The sequence below is a fragment of the Angelakisella massiliensis genome (assembly GCF_900104675.1).
GTDB classification, from domain to species: Bacteria; Bacillota; Clostridia; order Oscillospirales; family Ruminococcaceae; genus Angelakisella; species Angelakisella massiliensis.
The window spans coordinates 698,321-711,498 of sequence record NZ_LT629944.1; the positions used below are offsets into that span (position 1 = coordinate 698,321).

General features: G+C 56.9%; 9 protein-coding genes. 7 read left to right on the forward strand and 2 right to left on the reverse strand.

Annotated features, from left to right (window positions below):
* The first annotated feature begins 45 nt into the window (after nucleotides 1-45).
* Together BQ5383_RS03835 and BQ5383_RS03840 are read left to right on the forward strand one after the other, a co-directional pair.
* Entirely contained in the window at nucleotides 46-720 is a 675-nt protein-coding gene (locus BQ5383_RS03835) for a response regulator transcription factor (RefSeq protein WP_071429969.1), read from the forward strand.
* Complete coding sequence (locus BQ5383_RS03840; protein WP_071429410.1) at nucleotides 717-2,063, forward strand: sensor histidine kinase; 1,347 nt, start codon at nucleotides 717-719, stop codon at nucleotides 2,061-2,063. Before BQ5383_RS03835 ends, BQ5383_RS03840 begins: the two co-directional genes overlap by 4 nt.
* Nucleotides 2,064-2,284: 221 nt before the next feature.
* Here BQ5383_RS03840 and BQ5383_RS03845 read toward each other — a convergent pair whose 3' ends face one another.
* Nucleotides 2,285-2,623: a helix-turn-helix domain-containing protein gene (locus BQ5383_RS03845; RefSeq protein WP_071429411.1), complete on the reverse strand. Its 339-nt coding sequence runs from the start codon at nucleotides 2,621-2,623 to the stop codon at nucleotides 2,285-2,287.
* Between the two features lie 608 nt (nucleotides 2,624-3,231).
* On the opposite strand from BQ5383_RS03845, the gene BQ5383_RS03850 reads away from it, so the two are divergent.
* Both BQ5383_RS03850 and BQ5383_RS03855 read left to right on the forward strand, forming a co-directional pair.
* Entirely contained in the window at nucleotides 3,232-4,320 is a 1,089-nt protein-coding gene (locus tag BQ5383_RS03850; RefSeq protein WP_071429412.1) for a zinc ribbon domain-containing protein, read from the forward strand.
* 112 nt (nucleotides 4,321-4,432) lie between these two features.
* Nucleotides 4,433-5,674 carry a zinc ribbon domain-containing protein gene (locus BQ5383_RS03855; protein ID WP_071429413.1) on the forward strand — a complete coding sequence of 414 codons (1,242 nt, stop codon included), beginning with the start codon at nucleotides 4,433-4,435 and terminating at the stop codon, nucleotides 5,672-5,674.
* A 387-nt stretch (nucleotides 5,675-6,061) separates the two neighbouring features.
* Here the strand turns inward: BQ5383_RS03855 and BQ5383_RS03860 are convergent, their stop codons facing one another.
* Nucleotides 6,062-8,371 carry a SpoIIE family protein phosphatase gene (locus BQ5383_RS03860; protein ID WP_071429414.1) on the reverse strand — a complete coding sequence of 770 codons (2,310 nt, stop codon included), beginning with the start codon at nucleotides 8,369-8,371 and terminating at the stop codon, nucleotides 6,062-6,064.
* 271 nt (nucleotides 8,372-8,642) lie between these two features.
* Between BQ5383_RS03860 and gltX the strand changes: the two genes are divergently transcribed.
* The 3 genes from gltX to trpS all read left to right on the forward strand — a co-directional run bounded on the left by gltX (nucleotide 8,643) and on the right by trpS (nucleotide 12,609).
* Nucleotides 8,643-10,103 (forward strand): glutamate--tRNA ligase, encoded by a 1,461-nt coding sequence (gene gltX, locus BQ5383_RS03865; RefSeq protein ID WP_071429415.1) that lies wholly within the window; start codon nucleotides 8,643-8,645, stop codon nucleotides 10,101-10,103.
* Between the two features lie 198 nt (nucleotides 10,104-10,301).
* Nucleotides 10,302-11,495 (forward strand): aminotransferase-like domain-containing protein, encoded by a 1,194-nt coding sequence (locus tag BQ5383_RS03870; RefSeq protein WP_071429416.1) that lies wholly within the window; start codon nucleotides 10,302-10,304, stop codon nucleotides 11,493-11,495.
* 85 nt (nucleotides 11,496-11,580) lie between these two features.
* A complete protein-coding gene (gene trpS, locus BQ5383_RS03875) occupies nucleotides 11,581-12,609 on the forward strand; it encodes a tryptophan--tRNA ligase (protein ID WP_071429417.1) in 1,029 nt (342 codons plus the stop codon).
* Nucleotides 12,610-13,178: the final 569 nt, after the last annotated feature.

The window sequence follows — 13,178 nt, forward strand, 5'->3', positions numbered from 1 at the left end:
GGGGATAATCTGATTTTTACCACGCTGTGGAAGGAGGAATATGCTTTGCGTATTTTATTAGCGGAGGACCAGCCGGATCTGCTGGATGTAACCGTCAAGCGGCTGCGTGCCGAAGGCTTTGGCGTGGACGGCTGTGCCGATGGCCAGCAGGCGCTGGACTATCTGGATGCAACTGATTATGATCTGGTGATTTTGGATATTATGATGCCCAAGGTGGATGGGCTGACGGTACTGCGCACCCTGCGCTCCCGGAAGAATCCGGTGCCGGTGCTGCTGCTTACCGCCCGGGACGCCATATCCGACCGGGTGGAGGGGTTGGACGCGGGTGCTGATGATTATCTCACAAAGCCCTTTGATTTTTCCGAGCTGACCGCCCGGGTCCGGGCGCTGCTGCGGCGCAACTCCACGGAAAAAAGCGATTTGCTCCAGGCCGGCGATCTGGTGATGGAGCTGTCCACCCATCGGGTCACTCGGGACGGCAGGGAAATCAGCCTCTCCACCCGGGAGTTTGCCCTGCTGGAATCCTTGCTGCGCCACAAGGGCGCCATTCTCTCCCGGGCGCAGCTGGAAAATCAGGTATGGGATTACGGCTTTGAGGGAGGCAGCAATATTGTGGATGTTTACATCCGCTATCTCCGCAAGAAGATCGATGATCCTTTTGAGAAAAAGCTGATCCATACGGTTCGGGGGACCGGTTACACCCTCCGGGATGAGCCATGAAGAAATTATCCATCAAAGCCCGTGTGACCCTGTGGTACACCTCCTTTATGGTGGCGGTGCTGCTGGCCACAGCGGGGCTGCTGTTTCTCACCACCCGCAGTCTGTCCCGGCAGCAGCTGAACCAGCAGTTGGTCAACGCCGTCACCGACCTGGTGGGCGATGTCCATTTCCGTTATGGCGAGCTGGAAAGCAGCAAGCTGGACTTTTATCAAGGCGGTGTTTCCCTCTTTGTCTATGATGTACAGGGATATCTGGTTGCTCCCAAAGTGAATCTGGGGGTACAGGTGGATGCGCTGCTGGAAGATCAAACTATCAAGACCGTAGAACAAAATGGAGAAAAATGGCTGGTCTACGACCTTTACGCCATGGATGGCTCCACCGGTTTCTGGGTCCGGGGGCTCTGTTCCCTGACGGAGGCCACCCGTACCTCCAGCCTGCTGTGGCTGCTGGTGCTGCTGGTACTGCCAGGGGTGGCGCTGGCGGCGGCGCTGGGAGGATGGCGCATCACCAGAAGGGCATTCCTGCCGGTGGAACAGATGGCCACCACCGCTGACGCCATCTCCTCCGGCAGCGATCTGAGCCAGCGGGTTCCCCTGTCCGGCGGAGAGGATGAGCTCTACCGCCTGGGGGCCACCCTCAACCGGATGCTCTCCCGACTTCAGCGCTCCTTTGACGCAGAACGGAGATTCACCTCCGACGTCTCCCATGAGCTGCGCACACCTCTGGCGGTCATCCGTTCCCAGTGTGAATTTGCCCTCTCTCCCCAGGCCAATTGCAAGGATCAGCTGGAGGCCCTTGAATCTGTCTCCCATCAGTGCGGCTATATGTCCGCCATTGTCTCCCAGCTGCTTCTGCTGGCCAGAGGGGACAACGGCACCTTTCAGCCCCGTCTGGAGCGGCTGGAGCTGGGAGAGCTGTGGGAAGCGGTGTGTATGGATATGGAGGACCAGGCCCAAAAGGCGGGGCTGACCCTTCGGTGGCAGCTGGAACCGGGGATCTTCCTCACCGGCGATGAGACCCTGCTGATCCGGCTGCTGACCAATCTGCTGACCAACGCCATCCGGTATAACCGGCCCCAGGGACAAATTGATGTCTCTCTCAGCCGTCAGGGGCAGCAGGCTGTATTGGAAGTGAAGGATACCGGCATCGGCATCCCGCCGGAGCAGACAGATCAAATCTGGGAGCGGTTCTTCCGGGGGGACAAGTCCCGTTCCGGGGAATCCAGCGGCCTGGGATTATCCATGGTCCAGTGGATCGCCCAGGTACACAAGGGAAAGGCCTCCGTTCAAAGTACACCGGGGCTGGGGAGTATCTTCACAGTGAGGCTGCCCCTGACAGAGTAAGGGGACACTTTGACAGGAGGAAAATTTTCTGCCGGTTGTTTGACAATGCCGTATGTTGCCTCCCCCTGCGCAAAACATTTTTCTTGTTTTCACCTTCGCAAAAGCCTTTTTAAACTGAATCAGACAAGCAGGCGGTCTCTGAAAAGCATCAGAAACCGCCTGTTTTCATTTCCATCTCCATTTGTCATAGCCTGGATAAGCACCAGTACACACTACTTTATTTATATTGTCAGCTCCAGCGCTTTTTCCAGCAGCTCCAGCAAAATCTGCTGCTGCCGCAGCTCCAAACCACACAGCAGCTCATATGCCTGGCGGGGATAATCCGGTCCCTTTTGGGCGGATACCGGTTCGATCTTCTCAAACAGCCGGTCCAGCGAAATCCCCAGCCCTGCTGCAATCTTCTGGATGCTCTCCATAGAGGCATTTTTCTCCCCCCGCTCCACCTGGCCGATATAGGTGGCGTGGAGGCCGCACCTCTCCGCCAGAGCCTCCTGGCTGAGCCCCTGCCGCTGGCGGAATCCCCGAATCCTTTTGCCGATAATCTGTGTCAGCTCGCTCATCCTTCTCACCTCAAAGATAGACTATCGGTATTATCTTTTCCAAACAACAGACTATTGACATGATATTCAAGGCAATATATACTATAAATATTATTTTTGTTATAATAGATATTATAGTATGTTGGAGGCTGCGGAGAACATGGGTTTGTACCGGCTTCTGTTATGGCACCCCTGGGGAAGATGGCCGTGGAAAGCATTATGGGATTTCATGGCGGAAATGCCGGCATTCCTCAGACCCGTCTTATGCTGGTGCGACGGTGAAAAGCTGATCTTGCTGTTTTGCTTTGGCGGGCAAAACGCCTTGCTTCGTCTGGAATGGAAAAGGGGCCTGATTTTGGGGATTTTCCTTGGAGCCGTAGTTCTGTGCTGTGTGGGCCTGCTGTATCTGACCTGTCTTTACCATAAAAAACACAGAAATACTCCTCCTGATTGAGGCGGATGCTTGACCAACTGGTGATATCCATTCCATCTCTGCACCGCAGTAAAATTATTTTTTTCTGTCGCCCCTTTCCAACTGGGGCTCTCTTCCTTTCGCCTTCCTTTTCTGCTACAATGACAGTGGAATTCACCCAACCGTCACAGTGACAGCAGCAAAGGAGGCGTTTTTGATGTTTTGCCCTTATTGCGGTACACCCATTGATGACCTGACCCTTTCCGCCTGTCCCCATTGCGGCAAAGATATCTCCGGGGATGCTTTTTCCCAGCTGCGGGATGAAAACGAATCGGTTTTTCCAGCTTCCCCTCCCCAACCGCAGACCTGTGATTCTCCTTTCTCCCCTCCTTCCTCCAGTTCTCGTCCCCACCAGGAAGGGCCTTCTCCTGCTGGTGCGGCTGCCCCTGTCCCTTCCCGCAAAAGGTCGGCGGCACCCTTTCTGATTGCGGCCGCTGTGGTACTGGTGCTGGCGGCTGCGGGTATCCTGTTTTATTTCCAGCAGCAGGTCACGCCCCAAGAGCAGCAACAGCGCCTGTCTGAGATCGTGGTAGAGGATTACGCTTTCCTTTCCCTGAAGGAACTAAAAGAGCTGATTGGACCGGTAAACACCGCAGAACTGCCTGAGGGGGTTACTGAAGGTACCGCCTATCAAACCATCTGCACTCCGCCTGTTACCTTTATTCTGGGGGAGCATGGCGTGGAACAGGTTGCGGTGGAGCTGTCCCAACCGCTTCCTTATCATTCATTTATGCCCATGGTTTCCCTCGCCCGCGATTCCATGGAGGAGGGCGGATGGCTGGAACTGACCCGGGATGCCGCTGTTATCTCCGGTGTTTCCGACCGGATCTCCCAGATCGTACTCACCTTTGAGGAGCCGGTTTATTCTTTTCCCGACCTGGCCGGAAGTCGGATCACCCGTTACCGGGTGGTGCTGGATGACCAGGCGGCGGGTTTTTATCACAGCAATCCTCCCACCCTTGTGGGGCATCGGATGGACCCTGCCCTGGTGCCGGAGGATGAAAAAATCGGTACCGACGTGATCACCGGCAGCCTGCGCAATCTCAGCGACCAGGATGTTGCCCTGGCGGTGATCTTTTATGAATGGACCTATTGGGAAGAGGGAGCCCGTAAAAACTCCATGCTGCTGTATGCTCAACTGGATGATATCCCCGCAGGAACAGCGGCGCCCTACCGCATAGAGATCCCTCAGGATTATGAGGGGTTCTCCTCTGTTGTTTACGGTACAGCGGGTCTGTGGTACTGAGGAGCTCCTTCCAGCTGTATCCCGCCTGCCGCCTCCCTTGCAGAAACGACCGGTTTTGGGTACTCTGTTCCCAAGGACCGGATACAGTGACCGGGTCTAGAAAGGAGGACCTATGTTCTGTCCATTCTGCGGCTATCCTCTGCCCCCTCAAAGCAGCTTCTGTCCCAATTGCGGACAAAGTCTGGCCGGCCAGCTGGGGGAGGAAGCGGATGCTTCTTTCTCCACCCCCCAGGCAGCCGCATCTTCCTCCTCCCCTTTCCGGGAGGAAAATACCGTTCCCACTGCCCCGGAAGAAGATGTTTCCACCTGTGCCAAAGAGGAGGAACACCCCGCTTCTTCTGAGCCGGCTTTTTCCCCTGCCCCCACCCCAAAAGGTACTTTGCCCTCCAGTCAGTGGGTCCTTTGGGCGCTTCTCTCCCTGAGCGGGACTTTGCTGGTGGTGCTGGCTATAGCCTTCTTTGTTTATGGGCCGCCTCAGCTGTCCCAAAGGGGCGCCATAGGAGAAGCGGAGCAGGAATCTTCTGCCCAATCCAGCGTTCCCGTTTCTCAATGGGATACCTCTTCCGCTCCCTCTTCCTCCTCCGTGCCAGAACCCCCTTCCTCTGATGCAGCCGAATCCTCCGGCGGCCAGGTTTCTTCCATAACTTCCCCCATTCCTCTGCTGGAATCCTTTCAGGGACTGACACTGGAGCAGGCGGAGGAAATGGTGGGACCCCTGACGCAGTTGTCAGAACAGCCGCTCCTGGATCAACTGGAGATGACGGCCATGAAAGACGCTGACAGCAGCCTGGTTCTGTTATTTTCAGAAGACCGGGTGGCAGGAGCCTCCTTTGCGCCGGCGGAGGGAAGCAATACCCTTTTCCACCTGTTTCAGAACCCGGAGGACTTTGGATTGCAGGTTTCCGAAGAAACCATGATGTATCAGGGGACCGAAAAATCCATCTATCTCTCCCAGGTCTCCCCCAAAATCCAATGGTGTATGCTTCGTATGGCTGACAGCGATACAGCCATTTCCCCGGATTCGGAGATCATGCTGGTGATGACGATTTTTCCCGACCATATGCTGGGATATCTGATGGCTTCCATGGACGATTCCGGCCCTGCCAGCAGTTTTGGGCTGTGGTATGACGTTTCCTCCGGCGTTTATGGCGGAACCGTTGTGGAAGCGTGGAACCTGACCCCCATTCCCGCCTCCTATGTGGAGATCCGCTACCATGTGGAGGGCGATGACACCCTGATGTACCAGTGGTTTCCCGCCCCCGCTCCCGGAGATCATGCCCTTTACCCCATCTCCACCAAAAGCAAGGACCAGGTGGAACTGGTACAGCTGATCCTGTGGCCTGAGGAGGAATAGCCTTCTTCCTTTTGGGGAAAAGCATCCTTTTTGAACCATTACTTGACGTTCATTCTTTCTCATTTTCATCCATAACGGCACAGTCTTTGTGAGTGGTCAAAGGCTGTGCCGTAAACTATGGGGCAACACACCTGAGAAAGGAAGTGAAATACCATTGTCTGCCAAGGCAGCCAGAGACTTATCCCACTTTTTCCCAAAATGGCAGGGAAAAAGTTTTACTCATAAGCAGAAACTTTCTCCCCATTTGCCCTTCACACCGAAAGTCCCGGCAAAAACCGGGGCCTCACAATATAAGCCTTGAAATTCCAAAGGGATAAGGCTTTTTGGATGTAGCCCCACCCTACCCCCTCTCTTTTTTCCGCAAGCCTTCTTGAAAGTTCTCCTCCATCAAAGCTGACGGGTGAGGCGGCAGCAGAGGATGGTGATATCATCCTCCCGGCCATCGGTTCGCCGCAGCCGGGCGGTGCGGGCCAAGCGCTGGCAGAGGCTGTCCAGGTCCTCCTGGCGGAAAGCCTCCAGTTCCCGAAGGATCCATTGACAGCCCTGAGCCGAGGCTCCATCGGAGAGGAGGACCAGCAGATCCCCTTCCTCCAGGGTAAAGCTGCTCTCCTCAAACTCCACCCTTTCCAGGATTCCCGCCGGCAGGGATGTAGATTCCACCAGCACCCCCCTGCCCGACCGGCGCAGGATGGTGGGCGCTGCGCCAGCCTTATAAAGGCGCACTTTGCCGGTATACAGATCAATGGCCGCCGCGTCCAGGGTAGCCAGGGATTCCTCACCGGACTTGACCAGCAGCGCCGCGTTGACCATCCGCAAAGCGGAACGGTAGTCCATCCCCGCCTCCAGCATCCGGGTCACCAGGGAAGCGGCCATGGCGGAATCCACCGCCGCCGCGCTGCCGGTGCCCATGCCGTCGGAGAGAAGCAGGTGAGCTTGTCCGCCGCTGGTGGTAAAGAGGCGGAAGCTGTCTCCGCAAACACTGCCCCCGCCGCTGCACAGCTGGCAGGAGCCATATTCCACCCCGTAAAGAGGACGCTCCCGGAAGGTATAGCGGACATTTGCCCCATACCGGGCAACCTCAGGATAACTCATGGTCAGCTCCAGAGCCTCCCCGATTTCTGCCGCCAGCTGCTCCGGTACCGCCCGGGCCTGCTTGTATTGAGGGATTTCCGCCACTGCCGTCACCCGGCCTTCCCGGTCCTTCCAGCATACCGCCCGCTTCGGTTCCAGCTTCGCTTCCCGAAAGATTTCCTCCACATGGGCCGCCAGAGCCGGGGCCCCTGCGGCAATCTCCTCCAGCTGCTCCACCATCCCTTCCAGGGCGATGGCCATACCGTCAAACTGGTCGGTCACCAGATTCCTGGCCCGGGCCGCCCGCCGCCTGGCTTCCTCCTTGCCGGTCCAGGCAGTGTATTCCGCCGTCAGCAAAGCCGCCATCTGATCCCGCCGGATGCAGCGTCCCAGGCTGTCCGGCAGGTCCTCTCCTTCCAAAGAACCGGTGTTTTTCAGCTTCCGGACGCTGTGGCTCAGGGCATCCACCGTGTCTGAATAATGTTCCTGCCAACAGGCCATGGAGTAGGGACACTTTTTGCACAGCCGCTCCGCCACCCGGTCAAAGATCCCGTTGAGGTCTCCGCCTGCCGTTCGTGCCAGCCGTTTGGCCACCTCCCTGGTGGTATCCGACACCTCCCGCAGGGCTTCCGCTGTACCGGTGAGCCGTTCCTCCAGCAAACATTTGACTGTGGCTTCATCAGCGGCGGATGGGGTGAAGGTAGCCGCCAGCAGCCGGAACACCGTGGGCGGTATCATTAAAAACAGTACCGCCGCCAGCGTCACTTCAATAAAACCAGATGGCGAACGGCTGGCAAGAGCACTGACGGCCCCATAAGTAAAGGTGAAGGCCAATGTACTGCCCAAACGCCCAAAGACGGAAAAGATCCCTGCCAGCATTCCCCCCAGGCCATAGATGGTGACATACAACGGGAAATCCCCCGTACAGAAGCCCACCGCAAGTCCCGACAGGATCCCCGCCATGGCAGCGAAGGAATTTCCCCTTACCCGCACCGCCGCCAGCACCGCTGTCGCCGCGGCGATTCGCCCCAGAGTCACCCCGCCCAGCTGGATGGTGTGCAGCCCCATCACCCCGATGGCAAACAGCACCCCCAGGGCGGTGGCGTAAAAGCGGGTGCGGCAGTCCTCTCCCGACAGAATGGCCATAGCTCTGTCCAAAAAGGAAGCCGCCGCCCCGGCAATGACGATCTGGGTCAGCCACAGCAGCGCGTCATACAAAAGAGGGTCCCGGTACAGGGCGGGAACCACCCCCGCCAGCAGCACGCAGGAGGAGGCGGTAAAGGGGCAGATCCATCCCTTCCACCGGTCCCACTTTTCCGGCCGCAGCAGCCAGCGGATCAGGGTCACCAGAAAGGAGGCGGCGATATACCGGTATCCTCCTGAGACCCCTGCCGAGGCCAGATAGCCCACCGCCACCCCCAATGCGGTGGGCAGGGTAAAGCGGAAGGGCACCGCCGCCGCAAAGGCCACCCCAAAAGGGGCCGGCTGGCCGATAATGCGGGCCATGGCAGCCACCATTCCGCCTCCCCCACAGCATAAACACAGGGCGGCATAGCTGCGGCCCTCCAGCAACCGGCCCAACCGTTCGGTCAGTCTCAGGCCGGTGATTTCTGTTGTATTCTGCATTTGACAAACCTCCTCCGGTTCTTCCGTCCGGCCCTGAGAACCGTTGCCCCTTTTGGTTCATCATAGGTCCGGACAAGCTGATAGGGTCAGTGTACACCGGCTGTTCCGGCGAAGTTTGTCGCTCCATGTATAACACTATGTAATTTATACAAATTGTAATGATTCTGTCTTTTTTCTGCCTTGACAAGCCCCTGCCGGGGACGCTAATATATAGGGTACGAAGCCAGAGCTGCCATGTGGCAGCAGCAAGAATAAAAGGACGGTAAAAGCTATGAAATTCGACAAAGTAAGGACCCGGTTCGCCCCCAGTCCCACGGGCTATATGCACGTGGGCAACCTCCGTACAGCGCTGTACGCCTACCTCACCGCCAAAGCCCAGGACGGCACCTTCATCCTGCGCATTGAGGACACCGACCAGGAACGGTATGTGGAAGGGGCTGTGGACATCATCTACAATACCCTGCGGGAAACCGGCCTGAACTGGGACGAAGGCCCTGACATCGGCGGCCCTGTGGGTCCCTATGTCCAGAGCGAGCGAATGGGAATGTTCAAGGACTATGCCCTCCAGCTGGTGGAAAAGGGCGCGGCCTACTACTGCTTCTGCGATAAGGAGCGGCTGGAAGAGGTGCGCACCATCCAGCAGGCCTCCGGCATGGCTCCCCGCTATGACGGCCACTGCCGCAACCTGACCCCTGAGGAGGTCCAGGAGAAGCTGGATGCCGGCATCCCCTATGTCATCCGCCAGAAGATGCCCCAGGAAGGAACCGTCACCTTCCATGATGAAATTTTCGGGGATATCACCGTCAATTGCGAGGAGCTGGACGATCAGATCCTCATCAAAACCGACGGTATGCCCACCTATAACTTCGCCAACGTGGTGGACGACCACACCATGGGCATCACTCATGTCATCCGGGGCAACGAGTATCTCTCCTCCGCCCCCAAGTACAATCTGCTTTATGAGGCCTTCGGCTGGGATATCCCGGTTTATATCCACTGCCCCCCTGTGATGAAGGACGCCACCCACAAGCTGTCCAAGCGCAACGGCGACGCTTCCTATGAGGACCTGATCGCCAAGGGCTATCTGAAGGACGCGGTGCTCAATTACATCGCTCTGCTGGGCTGGAGCCCCAAGGGAGACCGGGAAATCTTCACCCTGGAGGAGCTGGTGAAGGAATTTGATCCCTCCGGCATCTCCAAATCTCCCGCCATCTTCGACAACCAGAAGCTGCGGTACATCAACGGCGAGTATATCCGCGCCCTGAGCCCCGACGAGTTCTATGAAAAGGCCCTGCCCTGGATGCGTCAGTCCATCCACAGCGAAACCGCTGATCTGCGGGAGCTGTCCACCGTTCTCCAGGCCCGGTGCGAGGTGCTCAGCGATATCCCCGAGCAGGTGGACTTTATCGACGCGGTACCGGACTATGATGTACAGCTGTATGTGAGCAAAAAGATGAAGACCACCCCCGAAAGCAGCCTGGAAGCCCTCAAAGCCGCTCTGCCGGTGCTGGAGGCCATCCCGGCGGAAAACTTCAAGGCTCCGGTCATTCATGACGCCCTCTTTGAGCTGATCGCCAAGCTGGGTGTAAAGAACGGCTGGCTGCTGTGGCCAGTGCGTGTGGCTGTTTCCGGCAAGCAGTTCACTCCCGGCGGCGGTGTGGAGCTGTGCGCCGTTTTGGGAAAGGAAGAATCCCTCTCCCGTATCCGGGCCGCTATTCAGAAGCTTTCCTGACCGGTCCGGCCCATCGTCCCCTTTCCCTGCCGACTGCAAGACCGGAGCCTTCCTTTGGGAAGATTCCGGTCTTTTTTCCTGTCAAAGAATATTTTTTCTGGAAGCTAGTGAACTTTTCTCTTTTCTTTGTCAAAAAACATGATATAATCAGAATAGTATTTTGTACCAATCTTTCAAAAAAAGCAGGTGGACCATTCTATGACGTACGCTTTTTCTGACCGTATGGCCTCCCTTCAGCCCTCCGCCATCCGGGAGATCCTGAAAAACACCTCCAGCCCCGATGTTATTCCCTTTGCTGCCGGTAATCCCGCTCCGGAGGCTTTTCCTCTCAAGGAGATCGAAAACATTACCCGCATCATCATGGGGGATAATCCTGTGGCTGCGCTGCAATATTCTGTTTCTGAAGGATATCCCGCCCTGCGGGACGCGGCCTTCAGTTTTGCTGAAAAGCGGGAGCCGGGCATCCGCAAGCCCGGGGACACCATTCTCATTGTTTCCGGCGCGCAGCAGGGTATTGAACTGGCGGCCAAGTGCCTGATCAACGAAGGGGACACTGTGCTGAGTGAAGACCCTTCCTTTGTGGGTGCTCTGAACGCTCTGCGTTCCTATCATCCCAATCTGGTGGGCGTACCCATGGAAGAGGACGGCATGAATCTGGACGCTTTGGAAAAGGCGATGCAGACCCAGCCCAACGTCAAGCTGCTGTACATCATTCCCAATTTCCAGAATCCCACCGGCATCACCACCAGCCTGGAAAAGCGCAAAGCCATCTATGAGCTGTGCAAACGCTACGGCGTGATGATCCTGGAGGACAATCCTTACGGAGATCTTCGTTTTGACGGCAGCTATATTCCCGCCATCAAGACCATGGATACCGAGGGCCTGGTCATTTATGTGGGCAGCTTCTCCAAGATCATTTCTCCCGGCCTCCGGGTGGGCTATGTCATCGCCAACAGTGACTTCATGGCCAAGATGGTGGTGGCCAAACAGTGCAGCGACGTCCATACCAATATTCTGGCTCAGATGGTCTGTGAGCGGTTCCTCATCTCCTGCAACATGAACAGTCATCTGCTGGGGCTGCAAAAGATCTATAAGAGCAAGGCGGCGCTGCTGATCAAATGTCTGGAAGAGCACACTGCCGGCCGTCTTACCTGGCGGGCGCCTCAGGGCGGTATGTTCATCTGGTGCACCCTCCCTGAAGGAAGCGATATGGTGGCCTTCTGCAAAAAAGCGGCGGAAGCCAAAGTAGCTGTGGTACCCGGCAGCGCCTTCCTCACCGATCCTTCCGAGCCTTGCCGCAGTTTCCGGATGAACTATTCCACCCCCTCCAACAAGCAGATCATCAGCGGCTGCGAGATCATGGGCGGCGTGCTGAAGGATTTCCTGCGGTAAATCAAAATCTATTCATACTACCCGGGCGGTCGCGGCACAGGTTCCGGCCGCCCTTGTTACTTTTATCAAAAGGAGCGATCAAACCATGAGCGAGACTGTAGCCGTCCCCCAGAACGGGGAGCGCAAGAAGGTCATCTTTTCCGGCATCCAGCCCACAGGCACTTTTACCTTGGGCAACTATATCGGCGCGCTGAAAAACTGGGTCAAGCTCCAGGATGATTATAACTGTGTCTATTCGGTGGTCAACCTCCATGCCATTACCGTCCGTCAGGACCCCGCCCAGCTGAAAAAGAACACTTTGAGCGCCTACGCTCTGCTGCTGGCCTGCGGCATCGACCCGGAGAAGAGCATTGTCTTCATCCAGAGCCATGTGCCCGCCCACGCGGAGCTGGCTTGGGTGCTGGATTGCCACACCCAGTTCGGGGAACTGAGCCGGATGACCCAGTTCAAGGATAAATCCGCCCGCTATGCCGACAACATCAATGCCGGTCTGTTCACCTATCCTTCCCTGATGGCGGCGGATATCCTCCTTTACCAGGCGGACCTGGTGCCGGTGGGCGCCGACCAGAAGCAGCATCTGGAGCTGACCCGGGATGTGGCCAACCGCTTCAACAATCTCTATGGCAACACCTTCCGGATTCCGGAACCCTATATTCCCAAGGCGGAGCAGGGAGCACGGATCATGTCCCTCCAGGACCCCACCAAGAAGATGTCCAAATCCGACCCCAACCCCAAGGCTTTCATCTCCATTCTGGACAAGCCGGAAACCATTGTGAAGAAATTCCGCAGCGCTGTCACCGATTCCGAAACAGAGGTCTGCTACCGGGAAGGCAAGGACGGCATCAACAACCTGATGGGGATCTATTCGGTGGTCACCGGCAAGAGCATGGACGAGATCACCCGGGAGTTTGCCGGAAAGGGCTACGGAGATTTCAAAACCGCTGTGGGTGAAGCTGTGGCGGAGGAGCTGCGGCCCATTCAGGAGCGGTATGAGCAGCTGATGAACCAAAAGGATTACCTGGAGCAGTGCTATCGCCTGGGCGCGGAAAAAGCCCGCTCCATCTCCGCCCGCACCCTCCAAAAGGTTTACAAAAAGGTGGGCTTTCTTCCCTGAGGCCCTTTGCACCTGAGCATATTGTAAATTGCAGCCGTCCCTGGACCGTTTTGGTTTGGGGCGGCTGTTTCTTTTTTGTCGCCGGGGATGAGGGGAGAATAGGCCAACCATCCACCGGCTTTTATCTATGTTTCAGCGTTTTCCATCTGCTGTTCCTTTCGGGAAAGCCGCTTTTTCCCTGGCCACAGACACGGGCTTCAAGACAGATCCAGCTTTTCAGTCCGGTTTTCTGCCGCCCCCTTTGGCCGCCTTGGGCGGCCAGTCTTTTCTTCAACGCAATGGTATCAAAAGAGAGCGCCCCGGAGCAATCTCCGAAGCGCCCAGACTGTAGAAAAACTTATTTCCAGGAAAAAACAAAATTCAAAATCATAAAAATCAGGACATGCGCCTGATTTTTATACCACGACCCGCGCCCACCAGGGCGCGAAACCGGAGGTATCGCCGCTGGTTTCGTCAGGAACCAAGCGGCGTATCCAGGGGGACCGGGTCCCCCTGGAAGTGTGCCGAATCACTTCGGCACACTCAGAGGGACATGCGCCTGATTTTTATACCACGACCCGCGCCCATCG

What these genes read in the sequence shown, in the direction of transcription:
- BQ5383_RS03840 (WP_071429410.1), top strand. Translation starts at nt 717, where the DNA reads ATGAAGAAATTATCCATCAAAGCCCGTGTGACCCTGTGGTACACCTCC.
- BQ5383_RS03845 (WP_071429411.1), bottom strand. Translation starts at nt 2,623, where the DNA reads ATGAGCGAGCTGACACAGATTATCGGCAAAAGGATTCGGGGATTCCGC.
- BQ5383_RS03850 (WP_071429412.1), top strand. Translation starts at nt 3,232, where the DNA reads ATGTTTTGCCCTTATTGCGGTACACCCATTGATGACCTGACCCTTTCC.
- BQ5383_RS03855 (WP_071429413.1), top strand. Translation starts at nt 4,433, where the DNA reads ATGTTCTGTCCATTCTGCGGCTATCCTCTGCCCCCTCAAAGCAGCTTC.
- BQ5383_RS03860 (WP_071429414.1), bottom strand. Translation starts at nt 8,371, where the DNA reads ATGCAGAATACAACAGAAATCACCGGCCTGAGACTGACCGAACGGTTG.
- gltX (WP_071429415.1), top strand. Translation starts at nt 8,643, where the DNA reads ATGAAATTCGACAAAGTAAGGACCCGGTTCGCCCCCAGTCCCACGGGC.
- BQ5383_RS03870 (WP_071429416.1), top strand. Translation starts at nt 10,302, where the DNA reads ATGACGTACGCTTTTTCTGACCGTATGGCCTCCCTTCAGCCCTCCGCC.
- trpS (WP_071429417.1), top strand. Translation starts at nt 11,581, where the DNA reads ATGAGCGAGACTGTAGCCGTCCCCCAGAACGGGGAGCGCAAGAAGGTC.